The sequence below is a fragment of the Acinetobacter sp. RF15B genome (assembly GCF_007558235.1).
In the GTDB taxonomy this organism is placed as follows: Bacteria; Pseudomonadota; Gammaproteobacteria; order Pseudomonadales; family Moraxellaceae; genus Acinetobacter; species Acinetobacter lwoffii_C.
The window spans coordinates 1-23,517 of sequence record NZ_VLSR01000017.1 but is presented as its reverse complement, the minus strand read 5'-3'; the positions used below and the strand labels follow the sequence as shown (position 1 = coordinate 23,517).

General features: G+C 43.9%; 18 protein-coding genes. 8 read left to right on the top strand and 10 right to left on the bottom strand.

The features are described 5' to 3' along the window. Positions 1–272 precede the first annotated feature (272 nt). Entirely contained in the window at positions 273–1,544 is a 1,272-nt protein-coding gene (gene xseA / locus E2K74_RS11560) for an exodeoxyribonuclease VII large subunit (RefSeq protein WP_151207767.1), read from the top strand. Then, positions 1,534–1,728, top strand: a complete 195-nt coding sequence (xseB, locus tag E2K74_RS11555) for an exodeoxyribonuclease VII small subunit (protein ID WP_151207725.1) — start codon at positions 1,534–1,536, stop codon at positions 1,726–1,728. Before xseA ends, xseB begins: the two co-directional genes overlap by 11 nt. A gap of 222 nt (positions 1,729–1,950) precedes the next feature. On the opposite strand, the gene E2K74_RS14730 is transcribed toward xseB, so the two are convergent. Further along, positions 1,951–2,091 (bottom strand): hypothetical protein, encoded by a 141-nt coding sequence (locus E2K74_RS14730; protein WP_162850572.1) that lies wholly within the window; start codon positions 2,089–2,091, stop codon positions 1,951–1,953. Between the two features lie 439 nt (positions 2,092–2,530). Here E2K74_RS14730 and E2K74_RS11550 point away from each other — a divergent pair, with 439 nt between their 5' ends. Further along, positions 2,531–2,737 carry a hypothetical protein gene (locus E2K74_RS11550; protein ID WP_151207723.1) on the top strand — a complete coding sequence of 69 codons (207 nt, stop codon included), beginning with the start codon at positions 2,531–2,533 and terminating at the stop codon, positions 2,735–2,737. 690 nt (positions 2,738–3,427) lie between these two features. Here the strand turns inward: E2K74_RS11550 and E2K74_RS11545 are convergent. Then, positions 3,428–7,948: a translocation/assembly module TamB domain-containing protein gene (locus tag E2K74_RS11545; RefSeq protein WP_151207721.1), complete on the bottom strand. Its 4,521-nt coding sequence runs from the start codon at positions 7,946–7,948 to the stop codon at positions 3,428–3,430. A gap of 37 nt (positions 7,949–7,985) precedes the next feature. Beyond that, positions 7,986–10,739 (bottom strand): autotransporter assembly complex protein TamA, encoded by a 2,754-nt coding sequence (locus E2K74_RS11540; protein WP_151207719.1) that lies wholly within the window; start codon positions 10,737–10,739, stop codon positions 7,986–7,988. Between the two features lie 173 nt (positions 10,740–10,912). On the opposite strand from E2K74_RS11540, the gene E2K74_RS11535 reads away from it, so the two are divergent. Together E2K74_RS11535 and coq7 are read left to right on the top strand one after the other, a co-directional pair. Next, positions 10,913–12,229, top strand: coding sequence for an MFS transporter (locus E2K74_RS11535; protein ID WP_151207717.1), 1,317 nt, complete (start codon positions 10,913–10,915; stop codon positions 12,227–12,229). A gap of 3 nt (positions 12,230–12,232) precedes the next feature. Next, positions 12,233–12,868, top strand: coding sequence for a 2-polyprenyl-3-methyl-6-methoxy-1,4-benzoquinone monooxygenase (coq7, locus tag E2K74_RS11530; RefSeq protein WP_151204130.1), 636 nt, complete (start codon positions 12,233–12,235; stop codon positions 12,866–12,868). 433 nt (positions 12,869–13,301) lie between these two features. Here the strand turns inward: coq7 and E2K74_RS11525 are convergent, their stop codons facing one another. The 4 genes from E2K74_RS11525 to E2K74_RS11510 form a co-directional block, all read right to left on the bottom strand. Then, entirely contained in the window at positions 13,302–13,733 is a 432-nt protein-coding gene (locus E2K74_RS11525; protein ID WP_151207715.1) for a 2-amino-4-hydroxy-6-hydroxymethyldihydropteridine diphosphokinase, read from the bottom strand. After that, a complete protein-coding gene (gene folB / locus E2K74_RS11520) occupies positions 13,690–14,070 on the bottom strand; it encodes a dihydroneopterin aldolase (protein ID WP_151204128.1) in 381 nt (126 codons plus the stop codon). Before folB ends, E2K74_RS11525 begins: the two co-directional genes overlap by 44 nt. A 121-nt stretch (positions 14,071–14,191) precedes the next feature. Continuing rightward, the gene (locus tag E2K74_RS11515) at positions 14,192–15,490 is read right to left on the bottom strand and encodes an ABC1 kinase family protein (RefSeq protein ID WP_151207713.1); all 1,299 of its coding nucleotides are present in this window, start codon (positions 15,488–15,490) and stop codon (positions 14,192–14,194) included. A gap of 58 nt (positions 15,491–15,548) precedes the next feature. Continuing rightward, positions 15,549–16,319 carry a HesA/MoeB/ThiF family protein gene (locus tag E2K74_RS11510; protein WP_151207765.1) on the bottom strand — a complete coding sequence of 257 codons (771 nt, stop codon included), beginning with the start codon at positions 16,317–16,319 and terminating at the stop codon, positions 15,549–15,551. 419 nt (positions 16,320–16,738) lie between these two features. On the opposite strand from E2K74_RS11510, the gene E2K74_RS11505 reads away from it, so the two are divergent. Then, positions 16,739–17,251, top strand: coding sequence for a pyridoxamine 5'-phosphate oxidase family protein (locus E2K74_RS11505; RefSeq protein WP_151207711.1), 513 nt, complete (start codon positions 16,739–16,741; stop codon positions 17,249–17,251). Positions 17,252–17,443: 192 nt separating this feature from the next. On the opposite strand, the gene E2K74_RS11500 is transcribed toward E2K74_RS11505, so the two are convergent. From E2K74_RS11500 to E2K74_RS11490, 3 genes are all read right to left on the bottom strand, one after another. Further along, positions 17,444–19,090 carry an AMP-binding protein gene (locus tag E2K74_RS11500; RefSeq protein ID WP_151207709.1) on the bottom strand — a complete coding sequence of 549 codons (1,647 nt, stop codon included), beginning with the start codon at positions 19,088–19,090 and terminating at the stop codon, positions 17,444–17,446. A gap of 253 nt (positions 19,091–19,343) precedes the next feature. After that, complete coding sequence (locus tag E2K74_RS11495) at positions 19,344–20,480, bottom strand: acyl-CoA dehydrogenase family protein (protein WP_151207707.1); 1,137 nt, start codon at positions 20,478–20,480, stop codon at positions 19,344–19,346. A gap of 100 nt (positions 20,481–20,580) precedes the next feature. After that, positions 20,581–21,351, bottom strand: a complete 771-nt coding sequence (locus E2K74_RS11490; RefSeq protein WP_151207705.1) for a 3-hydroxyacyl-CoA dehydrogenase — start codon at positions 21,349–21,351, stop codon at positions 20,581–20,583. Between the two features lie 137 nt (positions 21,352–21,488). Between E2K74_RS11490 and E2K74_RS11485 the strand changes: the two genes are divergently transcribed. Together E2K74_RS11485 and E2K74_RS11480 are read left to right on the top strand one after the other, a co-directional pair. Further along, a complete protein-coding gene (locus E2K74_RS11485) occupies positions 21,489–22,511 on the top strand; it encodes an AraC family transcriptional regulator (protein ID WP_151207703.1) in 1,023 nt (340 codons plus the stop codon). A gap of 226 nt (positions 22,512–22,737) precedes the next feature. Further along, positions 22,738–23,091 (top strand): hypothetical protein, encoded by a 354-nt coding sequence (locus E2K74_RS11480; RefSeq protein ID WP_151204121.1) that lies wholly within the window; start codon positions 22,738–22,740, stop codon positions 23,089–23,091. Positions 23,092–23,517: the final 426 nt, after the last annotated feature.

The following is a 23,517-nucleotide window of genomic DNA, read 5'->3' as shown; positions in this document are numbered from 1 at the left end:
TTAATTGATCTACATGATTGCTTAAATCAGTTGAAGAATATAAAGCTATTTAGACTTCCTGTGTTGATTTCCGGAATAATGACTGATCAAACCCATGGAAATTTACAGTACAAAGACATTATAATGTCATTACATATTTTATAAAATGCTCAATTTTATTGAGCTTAAAAGCTTTAAAATCCTGGAATACTTGCCCCATTCATCAGCTTCGAGATTTGTGAAGTTTGCCATATTGCTTTAATATTCGATTGAATAATACACTTTATACCGGCATGCAAAACGACGCTCAACTCTCCCTGAAAGAATATCTGTCTACGGTACAGGAAGTGGTTAAACTCACTTTCGATCAGCCGGTGTGGGTGACCGCCGAGATTCGTAACTTGAATATAAAAGCGGGTCATTACTATCTGGAACTGGCAGAAAAAGAAGCTGAAACAGATCGGGTCATTGCCAGCTGTCGTGCCACAATCTGGAAATTTAGTGCCCAAAAAATTGTCACCCAATTTGAGCGGCACAGCGGAATTGAGCTCAGCTGTGATTTAAAAGTTCTGCTCAAGGTCAAGGCCAGTTTTGACCCACAATACGGCTTTTCTTTAAATATTGTAGGGATTGACCCTAGCTATACTTTAGGTGACATTGCCCGACGTTATCAACAGATCGTAGAAAAGCTGACTGTTGAGAAACTGATTGATCGTAATAAAAAACTGCCGGCTCCTTTTGATCTGAACCGGATTCTGGTAATCGCCCCTGAAAATGCTGCTGGTTTGGGTGACTTCAAGAAAGATGCTGATGCATTGCAGCGTGCACAGGTTTGTCAGTTTATTTATCACAGCGCCACTTTTCAGGGAAATACGGCTCCGCAAAATATTATGCAAAGTCTGGCCCAAGCACTTAGACAATGGGCACAAACTTTTAGCCAAGCACCCGATCTGATCGTTATCATTCGAGGGGGTGGTTCGGTGAATGATCTGGCTTATTTAAATGACTATGAGCTGGCTGCCCTGCTGTGTAAACGCTCAGTCCCGATTTGGGTAGGCATTGGGCATGAAAAAGACCGGACAATTCTGGATGAAATTGCGCATCGTTCCTTTGATACACCGAGTAAAGTTATTGCAGGTATCCGTAATCATATCGTGGAGCTCACCCAAGCGCTGATGCAAAACCTGCAAAAGATTCAGCGTCTTTCCCAGCAACAGATTCAGGCCTATCAAAACCAGAATGATCAATATCTCAAGCTGATACAAAATCTGGCCAGCCATCAACTCAGCTATGCCGTGCAGCTAGTGGAACAGCTTAAAGCTGATACCTCGCATCTAGCTCAACAACATACTCAACTTATCAGCCAACAGCTGGATGCCCTGATGCGGGAAACCTTATTACAAAATCCGCGTCATGTTCTTGCTAAAGGCTATTCCATCGTACGCCAGCAAGATCAGGTGGTTCGCTCAGTCCGTCAACTAGATGTGCAACAACCCGTTCAAGTGGAATTACACGATGGTATTTTCTCCGTACAACTTACACAGGTAAATTCTCATGAGTCATGACACTTTAAGCTTTCAGGAAGGCTATAACATCCTGAAAAAAAATGCTGAATTGCTTGAATCTCAGCAAGAGCCAGATATCGACAACCTGATGAAAATTGTAGAAGAATCGATGAGCGCTTATAAAGCATGCAAGGCACGTGTTGAAGCCGTACAAACGGCGTTGAACGATACTTTTAAGGAGTAATTCCAAAGAATGAGAAATAGCATTCACTCAGATCTCCCCATATAACTTAGGCTATTTTTCATTCATTTAAACTTCAGGCCATGAGCAATAGCTTTGTAAACTGTTTAGATAGCTTGAGCTTAAGTTTTCTGTAAGCTGATCTAAGCCTCATGATCTATACTCCTCAAATATCTAACTTTTATCATCAGCCCTCACCCAGAGGGCTTTTTAAAGTTGAATTAGCTATTTTTGCTCTTTCAGTGGATTCTCCGGTTCTGCATTCGGTTTTTTCTTGGGCTCTGTATTTTTATAAGACTCCTGCTTTCCTTTATCATCATTAGATTCTTTTTGCGGACTAGATTTTTGGTCTGTCTGATTAGTCATAGCTATTCCTTTGTGATTTATGGTCGAGGGGAATAAACATGATAGCAGGTGTTCAGACTCAAGAATATTGGCGTTGCGTATTAACTTTTTAAAAACAAAGCCCTCATTAAAAAGATTGTGTTCCTATCGTGAAATGCATCAGCTCTGAGCATATAGGTTTTAATTTGTTGACTTTATTTAATTATATTTTATACAGAATGAAAAACTGCCGCAGCTTGGAAGATATTCAATGGAAGTTAAGCAACAAAAACTTACTATCAGGCCATACAGACTACATAATCATTTCTTTTCAAAGAGTTATGGTAGCTTGACCCAGAATTATTTTAGTCAGGATAGGATATTGACTGTTGGAGTTTTATAAGAGGTGATTGACTAAATGCTGTTCAGCATATACTTTGTATATACATTTTATTTATTAGCTTTGGTGGGGAAACATGATATGACTGAGTTACCCAAAAAAACCAAGCTTAATAAAAAAGATGGTCAGCTCTTAATTCGCATCAATACAGCTGAGCGTGATGAGTTCATTCACTTATGTGATAGCCTGGATACAAGCGCAGCTAGAGAGTTAAGAAAATTCATCCGTAGTTTTATTAAAAAAAATCAGTCAGCGGATACACCAACAGAGGAGCAACATTGTGGCTAAGCAAGTAAAATCCCTGAAGCAAAAAATTAAAGCTCGCCTTAAGAAAATATCTAAACACAAAGACAAGTTAGCTAAATTGAAAAAGAAGCTGAAAAGTCAAAAGTAATCTCGCGAATTAAACCTTGATTATTAAAAAAAGTCCTCAACCTGAGGGCTTTTTTTAACTCTTAGATTCATACACTTGCTTCGCAGCTGACGCCACAAAAGCATTTGCAGTCCAGTCTTTGGTCGGGAGGATTATCAACTTACCATAGGTCAAAATTTTATATGCCCTCTCCTTGCTAAAAGCAATCTTAAATGATGATACTTGGCAATACTACTCGCTCTGTCCAAGCTAAATAAGCTGTGCACAGGATACACAGCAAGATGACAAACTGACGCATACTTTGGTCACGCAGGTTGTTGATAGGCCAAATATAATCGGTAAATTTCTGAGAATGGCTTAAACTAAAAAACCAATCAGATCCCAGACAAGACAGATAGTGTATCCTTTTTCAATCAATGCCATCGTATCTGCATTCGTTTTGTTGAGTGGCCTTTCAGGCCTAAGTTACCAATTTGACATTTGTATTTTAAGCCTGAAATTACTCAACAGTTTATATAGTCTACACATTCCACACATTCCTATGTAGACTGAATGAATAACGAATTAAATAACAACAACTTATATCAACATATATTGTCTCTAAATCAGAAACGCCAGTTATAGAACAAGTCAATGGCCCGTTCGAGAGACTGACTCGCTTCCAGATATAAGCGCTGGTTTACCTGATAACGTAAAGTCAATTTGTTGACTGGTGTAAATACTCCGACCCCATAACGGATATAAAGATCTGGCGTAATATAACCTGTTAGCGATACTTGCGTATCATCACCTGTGCCCTCCGCATCCAGCGCCAGACCGCTTAGACCAAAACTCCGGCCAATCTGGTTGGTTAATGCACGGGTACCACCTAAGCCCAGGCTGATCCCTGCCGCAGCAATAGTATTGTTAACATCAGACCTAAAGCCTTCCGCCTGACTTAGACTAGAGGCACCTTCATTAATCCGCCCGGTAATCAAGGCATTGAGAGCTTCCTGTTCAGACAGGCCCGCATCGTTATAAATCTGGATATTTGGACTCGATGCCGTACCCGTTACACGCACTCCCACGGTGCTGCCCTGTACAGTTTTATTGGCATCAATATCCAGAGTCGGATCTGTCAACTCACCATTAAAACGGGCAATAGCACGGGTCAGGTCCAGACTTTGACCATAAGCCTCAATCTTCACCCGTTGTGATACCCCAATTGCACCATTGGCCCGCATTGCTGTTTCCAGACCACGCTGAGATAAATTAACCCGACCTGCCAGTGGAATCCGGCTATTAAAGCCTTGGAAAATGACCCGATCACCTAAAGACACTGCAACATCTGCTCGAATATCCCATGGACGTGCCGCATTTAAAATGGCCAATTGATCATCCCCCTCATGCACAACGCGCACATCAGAAGACAGACCCACCACCGGTTCAGAGGCTTCTGGCATGGAAATTAGCGCACGTGGTACCTCTACCTTGCCACGCAGGCTGAGCTTTTTATTTAATGGATACATATCCAAGGACAAATCAGGAGTAACCACTGCAGCAATCAGCGGTGCCTGACGGATCAGCAGATTTTCCCCTTGCAGCTTTAACTGAACACGCGGATCGCCTTTCCAATCAACCGAACCCGTCAGCGTCCCTGCTCCACGACCACTATTAAATGCACCATTAATAGTGGCGCTATTCTGGCGAATGGATGAATAAAGCTGGACATTGGTCAGATTCACCGGCAAGGAAATCATACTGATGGCAGCATCTTTCACCCGGACTTCGCCTTCAAGTAATGGATCTCTTAATGTGCCGCCCACCTTACCGGCATAGGATAAAATCCCTTCCAGATTTCGGATATCCTGAACAAATGGCTTAAACACTTTGAGCTGCACCTGATTAAAGGCAATCTCACCACGCATTGGCTTGCTGTCCTGATACGGATCAATAATGACATTGGCATAACCCGTACCAATATCCGGCGTTTTCACATCTAAACGAATCTGTAAACCCTGGGCAACACTCTTGGCGATCAGCCCCACTTCATCATACTGAAGGGTCGAACCCAGATATTCCGGATCTTCAGAAGACAGTCCGACCACACCACTGCGGGTGACCAGACGGGCATCAATTTTTGGCTTGGCATTTTTAGCCCATGAAGCTTTGGCATAACCGTTAATTTTACCGGTCAGAGCCAAGCCTTCAGGCAAGAAGGCACTAAAGTCATTCAGGTCGAGGTTTTTGGTCACAAAAGAGACATTGCCTCGCGCTGGATTCACCCGAACAGGCTGATCAAAGCACAACTGGCTTTGCTGACTCATCCAGCAATGCGCACCAATGAAAAGATCAGATTGAGCAGTATTATAAATCACCGCTACATTTTGACGTTGCACCAGATGAGTTCTTAAGGAGTCAAAGTCACCATTTTGAATCTGGCCCAACCAGTTATTTTGCGCATTAAAACCACCCGCCAGCTGGATAAAGAATTTTGACAGGCGGTTTTCTGCCCGAACCTTTAAAATATGTGCAGAACGGGTACCCGCCAGAGAAACCTCTCCATGAGCAATTTCCCGTGATCCGCTACGTAAGCGCTCCATAGTTGCAGTTAATAAAGTCGGCGTGTTTTGTGAAGTCGGTAGCTGACCGCGCACCCGAACCTGCTGCACACTGAACAGCCGCTTAAAGGCTAAATTATCAATCGCAAGATTGGTTGAAGCCTGCAAACGCGGCTGGGACTGCATATTAATATAACCTTGTACCCGGCCTTTCAAGCCTGGGTATAACTCATACAAGGCGGGTGCATTCACTTTTAACTGCAAGTTCTGCGCATTGCCGGTCGCTTGAATCTGGTTGCTAGCATAAGACAGAAACAGATTATTGGCTTCAAACTGCTCCGGTACAAAGCCACGCTGATTTGAATTAATAATGACCGCCAGATTACCTGTGCCCCGAACCGGTTTGTCGTTTAATATCCCTGCCAGGTTCAAACGTTGAATCTGAATACGTTTCAGCTGATCTGACCACAGCCCACGGGTCTGGATGTTGCCTGAAATCTCGCCTTTCAGCTTGGCATTAAAATATTGTGGCTTAAAACGTATGAGTGAGGCGTTAATATCCCAGCCAATTCCTTTAGCCAGATGAACGCGACCATTGGCATTGATTTTCCCGGCGATTCCATCATGTCGTAGCTCTGCGATACGCAACATATCCGGCGTTCCAGACAGGCGTACTTTAAGCATCCCTTTGCTGGCTTTTAACTGGCTACTGCTTAATGAACCATTATAATTCACCGCATAGCCCTTAAATCCGCCGCCGGCTTTTTCATTATGGAATAACAGGGCAATTCCACTGGTTCCTTTTAAATGTACGGTTTCATTTTGATCAGCCAGTCTGCCGCTTAAATCCACACCCGTTACTTTAATAATCTGCTGATTTGGTTGCGCATAGCCATTCGCCTTGATTTGACCATTTAAACGGTCAATGGGTGAAGCCGCAGCAATCGTTTGTGTATTCAGCTCCTTGGCATTTAATACGGTGCTCCATTTCAGCTGACGTTTTTCGTCCGGCAACTCAATGACCGCATTACCGCTTAAGCTGCCGGCCTGTGCATCAGCACCATAATTAAAGTCTGGCACTCGCAGAATATTATCTTTGAGATCAAGCTGCGCCCGATACATTCCTGGCGGCAGCACGCCGTCCTCATGTCTACTCACCTTGGTCGCCACATGGATGTTTTGCTGACCTTCTCGTAGTGCCAGTTTGACATCCCCTGAGTCACTGCTCAGCCAGCCAATATAAGGGACAGCACGATCAATATTATTCCAGGCAACATCCAGTAGCATCGGTTCCGGCTTGTTAGCTTTTTGTGGGGCTTGATCCAGCTTGAGCTTCCAGCTTTCATAGCGGTCAAAATCGACCAGAGCGGTCAGATGCATACCCTTTTCCAGATGACCTGCTGAGGCTATCTTGCCATCCAGACTAGGCGGCAAAAAATCCTGAAGCACTTGTGGAATACGTTCATGCTTGGGATCAATCCCCTTCATACGACCGCTTAGTTCCCAATCCACCCGGTCTGACCAGCCCACAGTTCCTACCAAGCTGACTGAACCTTTCATGAGCTGTCCATTCAGGTCGCTAATATTAAGCTGATTGACCAGATCGGTATGCATCACCGCATTATATTCACCTCGCGGAATATTTTCTCCGCTCAGGTCAGTGCGCACATTTAAATTCAGGCGTTCAATATCCCCATTAAATTCAGCAATACCATCCTGAGTAAACAGCTTCTGTTCAGGCAGAATTGGCCAGTGATATTCTTTAAACTTCAGCTCACCTTTCATCGGTACATGAGGGCGCATCGGATGCAAGATTACCCATCCGGTCAGCAGATCAGGAGTATTCGTGGCAACGCCGGCCTGAATCGTATCCAGCGTACCTCTTGCCCGTAGATGAATATCATGGACATTCAGGCTTTCTCTTAACGCAGGCAGATTTACAATACCTTGAGCATCAAGTGGATACTTGCCTTCAAACTGCATTTTTCCGCTCGCTTCGCGTACCGACAGATACCCCATATCCATACGGGAATCTTCAAAATTCAGTTCAGTTCCTGACCATAAGGCATCATTTAATTCAATATTAAATACATCCACCGCAGTGGTCTGGGTTTTAATTAGCAGATGGTCAAGCAGCAGATGATCGACACGCAACTCAAAAGGCAGACGGATTGCATTAAACTTGAAAGGTTCATTACTGGAAGGACCTTTATTAATCACCTGCAAATGCGTCACATCTGCGTTATTGAGATGGATTTCCTTTTTGAGTATCGCACGCCAGCCCAAGGTAACATCAGCCCGGTCAATTTTGACATCTACAGCCTCCAGACTGACCAGGATGTTTTTTAAAATGATCCCACGCCATAAATTCCCGCCTTCATATTCATAATGAATAATCTGCTGGCGTTGCATGACCTGTTCCAGCAAAAACTTGCTGCCCTGATTAGTCGAAAACAGAACTGCCAGAACAGAGAGCAAAAAAATGATAGAGAAAAGTACCGACAATAGGATACTTCTCAATATACGGCGCTGCTTTGGCACTCTCTTTGGTTGTTCTTGTTCCGGCTGTGGTTGGTTTTCGACCATAACGTACCCAAATAAATCTTTTTAAAAAATGAATGTTTTATAACGGTGAGCCAATAAAGAAATGCAGTCGGATTGGATGACTGTCATCTGATAATCCGGTTGCAACATCAACCCGAATCGGGCCAATCGGTGAGGCCCAGCGAATTCCCAACCCCGCACCATATTCAGTCGGATTGCTAAAATCCTCATTATAGGCATTGCCGGCATCTGCAAAGACTGCAGCTCGCCAGCCTTCCCTGAACTGGTAATTATATTCAAGTGAGGCTACACCCAAAGCCTGCCCCCCAACTTTAAAGCCATCAATTTCAGGCGAAAGACTCTTATAATCAAAACCTCGAATGGTTTGATCGCCTCCACTGAAATAACGCAGGTTATAAGGTACTTTGGCAAAATCTTCTGTGAAAATATAGCCCAGATCGGCACGACCAACAAATTGATGGTCAGCATTTTCTCCCAATGAATAGATAAAACGCCAGCCCGCATTAAGGATGGCCATATCGGCATCAGACAATAAAGCCTCACTCCCAAGTTCGACCTTATAAATCTGCTTAAAGCCTTTGGTCGGATTAATCCGGCGGTCACTCTCCGTGCGTGACACTTCATAACCAAACAGAAGAGACTGCTGCTCAGCAGCGGAATTAAATCTAAAAGCTTCTGGAATCTGGTTAAAGTCAACCGAACCGTCCTGTGTCAGCCGGTCCAGACGATAACGCACACCAAAGGCCTGCTGCCAATTCCCCAGTGGATTTTTAATAAGCCGGTCTGCGCCTAGTACGGCCGACTCAATTAGCAGGCCTGTATCTTGAGCGACATCTTCCCGCTCTTCACGTTCATACCCGCCCACAATGCTGACATAGTCATTGAGAGGATGATGATATGGAATATTATAGCGGCCATCAACTGACTGGCGGATCCCGGAAAGCTCAAGGTTGGCGTCAAATGAATGACCACGTTTATTGACAATGGCACGGCGATACTGCCCACGTAAGCGTACATTAGTATCTGTACCATAACCGATACCGACTTCAGCACTATTCAGGCGGTCTGCATTTAAAGTCACAATGACCGGAACTTTCTTCTCTTCACGTGCCTGTGCTTTTAAACGGTCCTGCTCATTTTCCTTGCTTTTCTGCTCCACACGCAAGCTCATAAGACTCGGATTTTCCTGATCCTGTATACCAGCAAATTGACTTTCATCCACGACATTTTGCGTGACTTCAGTAGAAGTAGCCGGTTTTTGAGGAACATTTGCGGTAGAACCACCCTCTTCCAGTTTCTGCTGTTCAATCAGGTTCTGAATATCAGGAGCCAGTTCTAGCTCTCTGTCCACCGGATCAGGACGTATCGCATCAACCAGTGTATAGTTAAAATAACGCGAGTTGGTCAGGTTGTTGGCCAGGCTATTGACACGCCAGAAGGCATAGTCAGCCCCATCTTTCCAGGTCACCAGACTCTCCAGAATATCTGGGTCCAGCGGAAATTCTTTTTCAGGATCACTCATTCTGAATTCAACTTGTCCCAGCTTATAGCGTTCACCGGTTTCAAAGCGCAGATTGACATCCGCTGTATTTTGCGGCTGTTTGATCAATACATCATGCAGGCGCCAGAAGGAATCGAAATAGCCATTATGACTGGCTGCCTCAACAATCCTGCCTTTGGTGGTTTCATAGGCACCATGATTGAAAATATCACCTTCTTCCTGTTCCGGTAAAAGACCAATAACCTGGAATTGTGGCTGCTCTGCCCCGGGTCCGGTAAATTCCACTTGATGACTGCTAATCAGTACGGGCTCATTGGGTATTACCCGGACTCTTACGCGACTATCCGACACTCGTTCAAACTTAAACTCGGCATTATAATAGCCCACTGCCTGCGCTGCCTGCTTGGACAGGTTGCGTAATTGGGGCAATGCCGAAGAAAAATCCTCAAAGGATTCCTGCGTAAAACTGGACAGTTTGGCACGGATATTATTGCTTAAATTATTATAAGCTTCAGACTCATATCTACGATTCAGTACGCCATTACTCTCGGCAGTACCATTCCCATTCATAATGATGACTTCAGCACTGATCCGGGGTGTGCTGGCGATCATGATCTGACGTGGTGGGCGCAGCTTATACCAGAGTCGTTTTACGATATTGGGCTTTTTGGCATCTTCCGGCTCGGTCGGCCCCGGAATATCTCTTAAAGTCCGAGCCGCCTCATTACTCTGTACGCTAATGTTGCTATCTGCCCGAATAGACTGCATCAGCTGATCAACATTTACTGGCGCCTGATTTATTTCAAGCAATTCCTGCTGACTGATATCTACCACCGTTTCAGTCTGCTGGGTATTGCGATAATCCTGTGCTTCACGTTTAGCTTCTTCAGCGACACGGTAAATTTCATTGGCCATGCTCTGGTCAATACTCTGCATCGGCAGGTTTTCCAGATCTTCAAATTCAATTGGACTAAACTCTTCCAGAATACCACCGGCATTTTGCTGCTCTTGCAACATCTGCATACTATCAACGGATATTTGCGGCACCAGTGCCTGTTGTATGGTTTCGACCGCTTCACTTTCGGAATTAACCAGACCTTGGCGAAGGGCTTCCTGAGACAGCTCTTCAACCTTTTCCGTTCGGGACACTGCGACTGGAGTGTCTGCTGCCTGTTCAGTCTGTGCTATGCCCTGATGTGACCACATCATAAAAAATATGCTCATACACAGCCATGTCCGGCCATGATGTGGTATGAGGTTCCCCATACTACGATTCAGCATCGTTTTTTTAAAATTTCTTTTTGCAAGCATAGCAAACTCTAAACAAATACATTCTTTAATTGATTATTTGACCAAAAAATATAAGCTAAAGAACTTAAATTACTGGTTTTTACCTTCACCTAGCCGAAAGTATCTTACATGATTTTTCCGAATGTTTACGCATCTCTCACATTTCTTCATAAAACTTAATGTAGCACGTGTCTATGAATAATAACGAACATCTGCTGGGCTCCCGTCGTTTTTTACCGATGTTTTTGACCCAGTTTTTTGGCGCCTTAAATGATAATGTTTTCAAACAGGCTTTATTACTGGTCATCACCTATGGCTGGATTCAACAGAGTACCCATATCAGCACGCTGAACAACCTGGCTGCCTTGCTGTTTATCCTGCCTTATTTCATTTTTTCAGCCACTGCCGGACAGATTGCTGACAAATATGAACGTGCCCAACTGATTCGTTATTTAAAGATTCTAGAAATCGTCATTATGATTTTGGGAACCATCGGTTTTTTACTGGGGAATTTATGGATTTTGCTCTTTGCCCTGTTTTTGATGGGCACCCAGTCCACGTTCTTTGGCCCGATTAAATACGCCATTTTACCTGAAGTCCTGAAGCCAGATGAGCTGATGTCTGGAAATGCCCTGTTTCAGTCTGGCACATCACTGGCCATCCTGTTTGGTATGATTCTGGGCGGCACTGTTATTGCAGCCTCAAATGGTCATCTGCTCTGGATTAGTCTGACTATCTTGACAATTGCCATGCTGGGGTATTGGTCTAGTCGCTCTATATTGAAACAGAGTATTCCAGCCCCCGACATTCAGATTGACTGGAATTTTTTTCGCACCAGTTTTCAGACGTTAAAATATGCAAAAAGCTTGCCGCTGATTTTTTTAATTTTACTGGGTAACTCCTGGTACTGGTTCTATGGGGCGACCTATCTGACCCAGATTCCCCAACTGACCCTACAAAACCTGCATGCCTCGGAAAATGTAGCCAGCCTGCTGCTGACTTTTTTCTCAGTCGGGATTGGCCTTGGTTCTTATTTATGCCGCAGATTGGGCGGCACCGAAGTCAATATTAAAATGGTTCCGATTGGTGCAGTTGGGCTGGTTATTTTTGCCCTCTATCTGGCAGCAAGCCTGGCTGCCATTCCTGAACGTAGCGGTGCTTTGCTCGGCCTGGCTGAGGTATTTCAGCAAGGCTGGAGCTATTATCATGTCATGCTGGCAGTAACCTTGCTGGGCATCAGTGGCGGTTTTTATATTGTCCCGTTATATGCCATGATGCAGGCTCATTCTCCTCGCTCACATCGTGCGCGTGTGGTTGCTGCAAATAACATCCTGAATGCTGTTTTCATGGTATCTTCTGCTATATTTTCAATTATTATTTTAAGCGTTCTAGAGTTTGATCTTAAAATACTTTTTTGTATTACCGCAGTCTTGAGTGGCATCTTCACTGTCTGGCTACTCTACCGGCTCAAATCCATGCTCAAAACCGCAAACGCCCCCTTGGAGGATTAATTCATGCGTCAATATACAGGTGTCGATAAACTTATTCATTCCTTTGACCAGGCACTACGCAGTCTTGTTCCGGGGAGTACTTCTGCACAACGTGAAAATCCAGCCCAATTGGTAGAGACCCAGTTAACGGTGAGCGATGCACGCCATGTCGCTGGCCTGATGCGAGTTAATCACAGTGGTGAAGTCTGTGCCCAGGCACTCTATCACGGGCAGGCTTTGACAGCAAAGCTTCCCAATGTTCGTCGGGAAATGCAACAGGCAGCTATTGAAGAGCAGGATCATCTGGCATGGTGTGAAGACCGGCTTAAAGAATTGGACAGTCATACCAGTTTGCTGAACCCGGTCTGGTACGGTCTGTCTTTTGGTATGGGCGCCATTGCCGGAATTGCGGGTGACAAATATAGTCTGGGTTTTGTGGCAGAAACTGAGCGTCAGGTCAGCATACATTTGCAGCATCATATTCGTCAGCTTCCCGCGCAAGACGAGCGCTCCCGACGCATTTTGCAGCAAATGAATGAAGATGAGCTGCATCACCGCGATACAGCGCTGGCCGCAGGTGGCGTAGATTTGCCTGCTCCCGTACGGATGACCATGACTGCAATTTCAAAATTAATGACCCAAACCAGTTATTATATCTAATTGCTAACCAAGCCCAACAGCTCATCGTAAGGTGAGCTTTTTTTCGCCCTAACATAAGATGATGATCGCTGCGGTGGACGAAGAAATCCACCATGTGATGATCAAAGAAGATTTAGTACCTGTTAGTTCATAACAATATCGCTATTCTGAACATCAGAATGAATATAACGCGGACTTAAATCCACGTTGTATTCTATTTTAAACTTAATTTAGATAAAAATAATGCCAATTTAAAATCGAAAAAATTATTTCCTTCCCATTAAAACAAGCTTTTTTTATACTTATAATTATTTTTATTTGTTCATCAGCACCAAAAATAATAAAACAGACTATTTGAAGACGATTTATCCAAATTGATCAAAAATCAATAATAAACAAGTCATCCATTTAGCTTAAAACTATATCGTCTAATGAAGCAATTAATATTCAGGTCTTAAGGCTGGATAACAGGAAAAGCGTGTGCCTGATGTTGAAAAAGATCATTTTTCCATACATCCCACATAGGAATTTTGACATCCAATGCCAGCGGCAGTTTTTTCTCATTCAGCTGCATATGGGCCAGATCAGGCCCCCATGCAATTAAATCGACGTCCAGAGTGATCTGATGGGATGGACGTACCCGTCCCGAGTCTGCTTCCAGCTGCTTAAGAAAATTGATTAATTCCTCAACAGAAATATGGCTGGATAGCAGACAGGCGCCATTCCAGTAATCTGAACCAATCGCATCACGACATGGAATTGCATATATAGGCGAGAATTTTACCTCTCCCCATTGTGAAATACATTGCTGTGCAGTCTGAAAATGGTGCTGTGGATGACAATTACTCGCCAGTGCTAAGGCGAATATCGTTTCGGTGGCGTTCAAGACGTATCCCTACAGAATTGGCTTGCGCGATGATGGCAGGCTTACGGATCGTAATCATAATCGATTCTATACTTTCAAAGGTAGTAAAAAGCGCATCCAGCACCAATTTTGCTGCATGTTCGATCAATTCTGGCTGTGCTTCCTGAATCACACGTGCTGAAATCTCACAAATTTCGGCATAGTTTAGCGTATCGTCCAGCCTATCTGATTGTGATGCCTGTTCCAGACTGGTATGGATGGTCAAATCCAGCAATAAAGGCTGAATGATTTGACGCTCCCAATTAAAGCAGCCGACCACCGTATCGACTTTTAAGCCTTCAATAATAATTGCGTCCATTTGATCACTCGAGAATAGGATATTGATAAGTCAACTCCCCAAAGCCCTCCTTGAATAAAAAAGAACTTTTTGGGGAAATCCTTCCCTTACTTGAATGAAAGAAAGGATAAGCGGGATTTAATTAATGCTTTAACAGCAGATTAGGATCCATATCCTGCACCATTTGCAGACGCTGGTCGGCATAAATATCGGTATACGGTGCAAGAATTCGCATAAAGCGATCAAAATACAGCATTTGCTTGAATAACAGGGCAAAATCACGTGGGAAACGAATACCATGACGTTCACCGACGGCCACCATATCCATCATGATATCATTCAGATCAGCAGGATTTGAACTCAGTAGCTCCTGAGGATCAGACATCAGTACACCGCTAAATAAACGCTCAAGATCGGCTGACAGAACTTTGGTGTCAATCTCGACTGCAGTCATGCCCATTTTTAGCATGTTCTCTGCCATCAATTCATAATTGGTGTGTTGCAAAGCCTCCATAAAGGCCATACATGCAGTCCAGACTTCTGGCTTCAATTGCCCCACAATACCAAAATCAATAAAACCGATCCGGCCATCTTCCAACAACATCAGGTTACCGGCATGCAAGTCCGCATGGAAGCTATTACACATCATCAAGCTACCAAACCAGGTGTTCATTGCAGTAATTAACACCTGTGATGGATCTTTAGAAATTTTCTTGACCACTTCAAAGTCCGTCAATGACACCCCATAGAGACGCTCCATGGTTAAGACCCGACGGGTAGAATATTGATGATAAACCTTAGGTGCTGTTGCTGCCTGATTATTGGTCACGTTGAGATAGTTGACAAAATCATCCAGGTTTTGCGCTTCCTCGATAAAATCAACTTCACGTACCATGCGGGTTTTAATTTCTTCCACAATATCGGCCAGAGACGCAAATTTAACTTTAGGTACAGCTTTTTCCAGCAGCTTGGTGGCCCAGTGCAGCACATTCAGGTCAGTGTAAAGAATGGTTTCCACACCCGGCTTTTGCACTTTAATCACGACATTTTCGCCAGACACCAGCTTGGCAGCATGAACTTGCGCAATAGAAGCAGACGCTAGCGGCGTTTCATCAATTGAAGCGAAAATTTCATCCAGATTACGATCAGCAAACTCAGAGGCTAAGACTTGCTGGATATAACTAAAGGGCAAAGTCGGTGTTTGATCCAGACAGCCCTGAAACTCCTCTACATATTCGCGCGGAAACAGCGAAGGTGTGCTGGCAATAAACTGCCCGAGCTTGATATAAGTCGAACCTAAAGATTCAAAAGTTTCACGCATGAGTTTGGCATTGCTCGGCTTTTCAGTTGCATATTTAATGCCCGCCTTTGCTGCAACGACCGCAGTTTCTCCCATACGGGCCACTGAACGAAGTCCATCTAACCAGATATTGTTTTTCATAATGTCTTAGGAAAAATTAATTACACGCAGTGTAGCAAAAAAAATAAAATTTGCAGGCTTATCTTGCCTGACAAACCGGGCAATCTGTATCTTTTTGGAAACTTAAAATTCGCTGTTTGAAATTGAGGCCATCCCACAGCAGAAACTTCTGTCTCAATGGCATTTTTCCTAAGCCCAGGTAAAGCAAAGCATGGTGGGCCTGCAAACTGGCCATGACATTGGGTGTGGTGGCCAACACACCTGAATCCGCACAACGCAGGCTTTCATCTGCCTGATTTTCTGGAGGAAACAGACAGGCATAACAGGCGGAATCCCCTTCAATCATAAATAACTGCCCCTGAAATCCAATGGCAGAGGCACTCAATAAGGGCACATTTAATTTTACACAACTTTGATTCACCAGATAACGCGTTGCAAACTGATCACAACCATCCAGCACCAAGTCCTGATGCTGGATGAGAGCAGTCGCATTTTCAGTCGTTAAAGCCCGATTAATAGATTCAACCCGTACATGCGGATTAATCTGTCTCAACCTTTTAGCCAGGATTTCTGCTTTATAGAAACCCAGATCTTCGGGGGTAAAAGCCAGCTGACGTTGCAGATTACTCATCTCAATCGTATCTGGGTCAATCAGGGTGATTTTACCCACACCAGCCCGCGCCAACAGTTCTGCCAGCACACAACCGATCCCGCCACACCCCACAATACAGACATTTGACAGTTTCAGTCGTTCCTGTGCTTCAATATCCCAGCCCTCTAATAAAATCTGACGGCTATACAGGTGCAATTCGGCATCTGTCAATTCAAGTTCCGGGGAGATAGCATCCATCGTGAATGTAGACAACGTCTTTCCTTGTTCCAAAATGTTTAAAAAGCGCTTACCCAAAAATTACCTTTATAGAAATATGGAAATGTCATACCAATAAGAATGTGATCAATGTCACAGCGCTTCAATAGCGATTTAATAAAGGAGAATGCAATTGGGCGTCAAATAGCATATCAGCTTAACCCGCAGCATCAAGTAGAAATCATTTGAATGCTGCCTTTATTCATGGCGCTTATTTTGCTTATTCTGTTGAACGAACTTTAATAGATAGCACTCTTTTGAGTGCTTCTGTATTCACACTCTGTGTTTCAGTTTGAAAATGTATAAGTTCAGTGAGACCTTCTGCCTGCTCCTATAAATCAGATTAAGCTGTTTAAGTAGTCACCCAGAAAACCCCATCTAAAATAGAAGGAAGAATTTGTATGACCGAATCTTATTCAGAGCATAATGATCGTGAAAAATTATGGGAATTGATTAAAGGTGTTCGTTTTACCATGATCAGCCATCAGACCGAGACTCAAGAAATCCACTCTCAGCCTATGACAATGCTGAATTTTGAGGGAATGAATGAAAACCAGAACTTATATTTCATTATGAAAGATACCAATGATATTGTGCAGGCCATCACTACAGGACGCCATCATTTAGGCCTGTCATTTGCCAAGCCTTCGGATGATACTTATGTGTCTATCAGTGCGCATGGTGAAATCAGTACCGATCGTGCACTCATTGAAAAATTATGGAATCCGTGGGCGGAAAACTGGTTTGACGGCAAGGATGATCCTAGTATTCGTGTTCTGGTGGCCAAAGCCTTCAGTGCAGAATACTGGAATATTACCGACAATAAAGTGACGCATTTACTTAAAGTACTCAAAGGCAATGTTACTGGAAAACCGGAAAAGCCAGATGCAGAACATGCGAAAATAAACTTATAATTTTTAAACCTTTCTCTCCTTTTAGCCTCTTTTTAAAAGGGGCTAATTTTTTGATAAACTTAAATTTCCCAGAAAAATGAAATGACATTGTAATCACAAAGAGCAGTTATTGAGTTTAATCAGTTTTAGACCTCACCAAATCAAATCCGATAAAAAAAGGCCGCAACCGCGACCTTAAGATAAGTAAAATTATTAACTGACCTGTTGAATGTCCTGAGTTTTTGCAATTTCTTGTTGCTTGAGCAGGTTGCGTTGAATTTTACCGCTTGAGGTTTTTGGTAAATCCTTCACAAACTCTATTTCTTTGGGATAAGCATGCTTGGACAGTCGTGAACGTACATAGTGCTGAAGTTTGAGCCTCAGCTCTTCACTGGCCAAGCACTGTGGCTTTAATACCACAAAGGCTTTCACAATTTCGGTACGCTCCGGATCAGGCTTGCCAATCACAGCAGATTCCAGCACTTCTTCACATTCAAGCAAGGTGCTTTCCACATCAAAAGGTCCCACCCGATACCCTGAAGTTGTAATGACATCGTCAGCACGTCCGATAAAATCAACCCCGCCATATTCATTTAGTTTGACCGTATCACCAGTTAAATAATACTGGCCGGCAAAAGCCTTCCGGTTATGACCGCCATAGCCTTCAAACCACATCAGCGGTGAAGCAGTACAATCCATCGCCAAAGTACCAATGCCACCTTTTGCTACCTCCTGAAGGTCATTATTAAGCACTGCAAAGCGATGCCCCGGAATCGCAAAACCGGCTGAACCAATTTTCTTGTGATGATCCAGTGCATGATGATTGGCGATCACCATTCCTAGCTCAGTCTGTCCATACTGGTCGTGGATATTTACTCCCAGTTCATGGTTAAACCATTGAATGACTTCTGGAGTTAAAGGTTCACCTGCACTACTGACCACACGTAAATATGAACTGATTTCGGCATCAAATTTTTCTTTAAAACCAAAGAACATCCGGAATGCCGTTGGTGAGCCGGTTAAATTATTGACCTGATATTTTTTAATAATCTCAACTGCATGGTCTACACTAAAAGCACGTTCATCCATAATAATGCTATGCCCCAGACTCAATGGACCGGCAATGCCATAGTACAAACCATAAGCCCAACCGGGATCGGCCAGATTCCAGAATGAGTCTTCTTCACGCAAATCTACGGCGTGCAACATATAACCTTTAAAGGCCAGCAGAGCTTTTAAAGGCACAGGGACGGATTTCGCCAGACCAGTCGTACCTGAGGTAAACATCATCAGAAAAATATCACTTAAACCGCCCTGAACCGTGTCAAACTCGGTAGGGTACTTTTTAAGCTTCGCCCAGAAATCAGCATCTCGAGCCGCATTTTCTGGACTTGGTTGCACCGTTAAAATATGAGGAATATCCAGCCCGTTCAGTTTTGGACGCTGTTCCTGGTTAGCAACAATCAGTTGAGTGTGAGCCGTATTAATCCGATGTTCAATCGCCTTACTCTCAAAAGCCGTAAATAAAGGCTGATAAATAGCACCAATACGCCAGGTGGCAAGAATAGTAATCAGTAATTCAGGAGTACGCGGAAGCAGACCAGCAATGCAGTCACCTGCCTGCAAACCGAGTGCTGTCATATAGTGGGCAAGCTGTGCTGAAGCGTCTGCCAGCTGCTCAAAACTCCAATGCTGTGTTGTGCCATTTTTACTTTCCCAGATCAGCGCAGTCCGGTTCTGGCCCAGATAGCGTCCGCAGCATTCTGTATAAGCATTGAGTGCCTCCGGCGTTCCTGCCAGCTGTTGTTGAACTATCATGTCAAAATCAAATTCGCGATATGCTTGTTCTAGTGTCTTCATCCCGACAACCTCTATTTCTGTTGTATGTCCAGACGATGTGTCTGTGTCCGTTGTAATTGTTGTTCTCTCTACTGCCTGCGAAGTCCATTACAGGCAGGTTAAAAGCTGCTTTAGCTTCAGAGCATGTGTTGCTGTCCTTGTAGCGAGTGGCTTTTCGATTGAATCAATAATTCACCATGCTTTATCACCTTCTACAATTTCCATATCCATCAATAGGCCTGCAGGATTTGAAAAGTCCTATTCGCCCTGCGCCTTAGATTTTGCTGACCTCCCGGGCGATCACCAGACGCTGAATATCTGAAGCCCCTTCATAAATCTGGCTGACGCGTACATCCCGATAAATACGTTCTACGGGGAAATCCGACACATAGCCATATCCGCCATGAATCTGAATGGCATCCGAGCAGACCCGCTCTGCAATCGTCGAAGCAAACAGTTTGGCCATAGAGGCTTCTTTCAAGCATGCTAAACCGGCATCTTTCAAAGTAGCTGCATGCAAAGTCAGTTGTCGCGCTGCTTCAATCTGGGTCGCCATATCAGCAAGCCGAAAGGCTACTGCCTGATGCTGAACCAGTTCCACCCCAAAAGATTTGCGCTCATTGGCATATTCCACTGCGGCATCCAGCGCAGCTCGTGCCATGCCCACAGACTGTGCTGCAATCCCGATCCGGCCAGATTCTAAATTAGACAAGGCAATTTTGTAGCCCTCACCTTCCTGTCCTAACAGGTTTTGAGCTGGAATCCGGCATTGATCAAAGATAATCGTGGCCGTATCAGAACAATGCTGGCCCATTTTCTCTTCCAGACCTGAAATCAGATAACCCGGCGTATCTGTCGGTACCAGAAAGCATGAAATACCTTTCTTGCCAGCAGACTTATCGGTGACTGCAAACACCAGGGCAATCTGGGCATGTTTGCCAGTGGTAATAAATTGCTTGGTGCCATTGAGTACCCACTCATCTCCATCACGTTCTGCTTTACATTGCAAAGCACTGGCATCTGAGCCAGCCTGTGGTTCAGTCAGACAGAAACAACCCAGCCATTCACCCGAAGCCAGTTTGGTTAAATAGGTCTGCTTTTGTTCTTCTGTGCCATAACGCTGAGTAATGCCACAAGGCAGGGAGTTTTGCACACTGACAATAGTCGAGATAGCCCCATCTCCGGCGGCAATTTCTTCCAGTGCCAATACCAGAGAAACATAGTCCAGACCTGCACCGCCCCACTGTTCGGCAACGGTCATTCCCAGCGCTCCCAGCTCACCCAGTTCTTTGAGTTCCTGAGCTGGAAATTGGGCCGTTTTATCGCGCAAGGCCGCGGTAGGCTTCAGTTTCTGCTGCGAATAGTTACGCATCATCTCCTGAATCATTTTTTGTTCATCATTTAAAAGCACAGTGTATTTCCTTTACTGATCTTTCTTATTTTTTAATACAGGGTAAATAGCTAAAAAGGCGTTTTTACCCGATCTTTTTATGCCCTTTAAGCTCAAATCTTTATTTTTCTGCCATACGAATCGCCCCATCCAGACGAATCACTTCACCATTTAAATAACTATTTTCAAAGATGTGACCGACCAATTGAGCAAATTCCTGAGGTTTGGCCAGACGTGGTGGAAAAGGAACCATCTGCCCCAAGGCATCCTGTACATTCTGTGGCATGCCTTTCAACATGGGCGTTTCCATAATGCCCGGTGCAATGGTCATTACACGAATCGCTTCACGCGCCAACTCACGTGCCAAAGGCAAAGTCATGGCAACCACAGCACCTTTAGAAGCAGCATAAGCACTTTGACCGATCTGCCCCTCAAAGGCGGCAACTGAAGCCGTATTCACAATGACACCGCGTTCTTCTTCGTCTGATTGCAGTTGATATTTTGCAATTAATGCCGCTGCATGACGCAACATATTAAAGGTGCCAGCCACATTGATATTTAATACTTTCTGGAACATAGCAAGCTCGTGAATACCCTTCTTGCCCAGCACCTTCGCTGAAGGTGCGATTCCGGCGCAGTTCACAAGACCATTGAGCTGACCATATTTATTTTCCACCTGAGCAAAAAAGTTTTCTACTACCTGCTCATCAGTGACATCCAGTTGCACAAATTCAGCCTGTTCGCCCAACTGCTGCGCTAAGGCAATGCCTAGTTCCTGGTTCATATCAACAAGAATCACTTGTGCACCCTGCTCTACCAGATGCGTGGCGGTGGCGGCACCCAGACCTGATGCACCACCTGTAACCACAATGACTTTTCCCTGAATCTTCATTTTAATGTCCTATTAAGATAGTTTGGCAAGTTAAGACTTAATAGGCAGAGTAAACAGAGATTTAATTCTGTACAATTTCCAAATATCGCATCTTGATTGATGGATTTGGACAATAAAAAAGGAAAATTGGACTGGCCATGCATTTACCTGCCTTGAAATATAGTAAGGGAACGATCTCGATTGATCTGGTTCATGAAGCGCTGTTAAATGCCAAAGCGCAGCACTATGATATTTCTGTAATCTTAAATAAAGCCGGTATTCCGCTAGAAATTCTTCACTCAGCCAAAGCCCGGGTTTCTGTCGCGCAATATGCCGCCTTGTGGACTGTACTTGCCGACAGCATGAATGATGAGTTTTTCGGGATGGATAGCCATCCGATGCGCCGTGGCAGTTTTAAGCTCTTATCTAGAATGCTGTTACAGGCCGACACGCTGGAAAAAGCCCTGCAACAAATCCTGCAATTTTTTAATCTGGTTCTGGACGACCTGCACAGCACCCTCATGGTTCAGGAAAATTTCGCCTATATTCTGATTTATGACCAGAAGCAGACCAAGCGCATGTTTAGCTATGCAACCTATCTAATGCTAATTCATTCTCTCTTATGCTGGTTAAGTGGACAGCGAATTTTGCTGAATCAGATTCAACTCAAGTGTGCTGCACCGCTGGAGGATTTTGATTATAAAGTCCGTTTTTGTGAACAGATTGAATATCAGGCCAGCGAAAATTATATCCAGTTTGATGCAGCCTATTTACATCTGCCGGTGAAGCAGGATCAAAACTCCTGGTATCAATTTATCCAGCGAACGCCCGACAATCTGTTGGTCCGGTTTAAAAACCCTTATGCGCTAAGCACCCAAATTCGCAAACGGCTTTTAACGGTTCCACCCGCCGAATGGCTGGAATTCAATGAACTGGCCCTGAAAATGAATATGTCCGAAGCCACGATGCAACGGCGCCTAAAAAATGAAGGATTTAGTTATCAGCAGCTTAAAAATGAGATTCGACGTGATACCGCAATTGAGCTGTTAACCCGTACCGCCCAAAGTTTGCAAGACATCAGTGAACAATTGAACTTTCAGGAAGTCAGCGCATTTCATCGGGCTTTTAAAAAATGGACAGGTGTAAGTCCAGGGGCGTATCGGCAAAATGTTACTAAATAATTCCTTTAATATAGCTCCAAAAAATCAAATTTGGCTCTAAAACCCATTTAAGCTCATATTTATCTGATAGTTATATATTTCAAGGCTTATTCTCTTAAATTATCCTACTGCTCAGTCATCTACAAAGCTTTGCATTTCCACTCAATATAGGTTAATTTTCAACCAATTTAAAACATCCCTTTGGGTTATTTTCTCCCTTTTCTCCTTTATTGTTGAAGGTATCTCCATGTTAAAGATGACTGATGTGCTGGGTCAAAACCTTGCTCAAAAATTCTCTCAAGCTTTATCTTCTTCAACTGATCTGCTGACAGAGCAGTTGAACCAAGGAATTTTGAATGCATCGGATGCAGAACTGAAAGACGCAATTTCGCACTTCTTTAACCAAGTGGACGCAACGGAAACAGCGCATGCACTTGAAATTCCGGCAGAGCGTATGCAGGAATTACAGCAAGGCATTGACTTAAAAGATGAAAAATCTTTGACAGATACGATAAAAGTTGTCGCATTATGCTTGGCAATGGAAACCGGCAGCCTAGATCAAGTCGAAATTTATGACTGTCTAGAAGATTATCCGATGTAATTCGTCTAAAGGATTATTCAGAAGCGGTGCCTTGGCATCGCTTTTTGGTTTGAATAATAAAACCAATAGCAAATCACTTATGAAAATAAAGTTGTTAGTGTTCATCCTGCCGGAGTAATGATTCAGGGCCATAAAACGCAGGGCGGCCAGCTAAGATATTGGCCAGCTACCAAGCTGTGGCTAGGAAATTTTATATTTGCAAAATCTAGTTTTAAAACCGGTTCCTGTGTCTTGATAGAAATGCCTCTAAAACTCATATTCCAATAAAAAAGCGACTCAGTTCAGCCGCTTTTTTATCACTTGGATTCTCAAATGAAGTGCAACAGAGATTAAATTATTGGAAGGAAGCAAGATGAGCTAGCATTTTGCTTCCGACCGACCAAAGTCAAAGTTGCATCATGAACTATACTCATCTTACTCAAGAAG

Bases quoted from the DNA above. Each gene is read 5' to 3' on its own strand.
- E2K74_RS11540 (WP_151207719.1), bottom strand. From the start codon at position 10,739: ATGCTTGCAAAAAGAAATTTTAAAAAAACGATGCTGAATCGTAGTATG.
- E2K74_RS14730 (WP_162850572.1), bottom strand. From the start codon at position 2,091: ATGACTAATCAGACAGACCAAAAATCTAGTCCGCAAAAAGAATCTAAT.
- folB (WP_151204128.1), bottom strand. From the start codon at position 14,070: ATGGACGCAATTATTATTGAAGGCTTAAAAGTCGATACGGTGGTCGGC.
- coq7 (WP_151204130.1), top strand. From the start codon at position 12,233: ATGCGTCAATATACAGGTGTCGATAAACTTATTCATTCCTTTGACCAG.
- E2K74_RS11485 (WP_151207703.1), top strand. From the start codon at position 21,489: ATGCATTTACCTGCCTTGAAATATAGTAAGGGAACGATCTCGATTGAT.
- xseA (WP_151207767.1), top strand. From the start codon at position 273: ATGCAAAACGACGCTCAACTCTCCCTGAAAGAATATCTGTCTACGGTA.
- E2K74_RS11515 (WP_151207713.1), bottom strand. From the start codon at position 15,490: ATGAAAAACAATATCTGGTTAGATGGACTTCGTTCAGTGGCCCGTATG.
- E2K74_RS11545 (WP_151207721.1), bottom strand. From the start codon at position 7,948: ATGGTCGAAAACCAACCACAGCCGGAACAAGAACAACCAAAGAGAGTG.
- E2K74_RS11510 (WP_151207765.1), bottom strand. From the start codon at position 16,319: ATGGATGCTATCTCCCCGGAACTTGAATTGACAGATGCCGAATTGCAC.
- E2K74_RS11505 (WP_151207711.1), top strand. From the start codon at position 16,739: ATGACCGAATCTTATTCAGAGCATAATGATCGTGAAAAATTATGGGAA.
- E2K74_RS11480 (WP_151204121.1), top strand. From the start codon at position 22,738: ATGTTAAAGATGACTGATGTGCTGGGTCAAAACCTTGCTCAAAAATTC.
- E2K74_RS11550 (WP_151207723.1), top strand. From the start codon at position 2,531: ATGACTGAGTTACCCAAAAAAACCAAGCTTAATAAAAAAGATGGTCAG.
- xseB (WP_151207725.1), top strand. From the start codon at position 1,534: ATGAGTCATGACACTTTAAGCTTTCAGGAAGGCTATAACATCCTGAAA.
- E2K74_RS11500 (WP_151207709.1), bottom strand. From the start codon at position 19,090: ATGAAGACACTAGAACAAGCATATCGCGAATTTGATTTTGACATGATA.
- E2K74_RS11490 (WP_151207705.1), bottom strand. From the start codon at position 21,351: ATGAAGATTCAGGGAAAAGTCATTGTGGTTACAGGTGGTGCATCAGGT.
- E2K74_RS11535 (WP_151207717.1), top strand. From the start codon at position 10,913: ATGAATAATAACGAACATCTGCTGGGCTCCCGTCGTTTTTTACCGATG.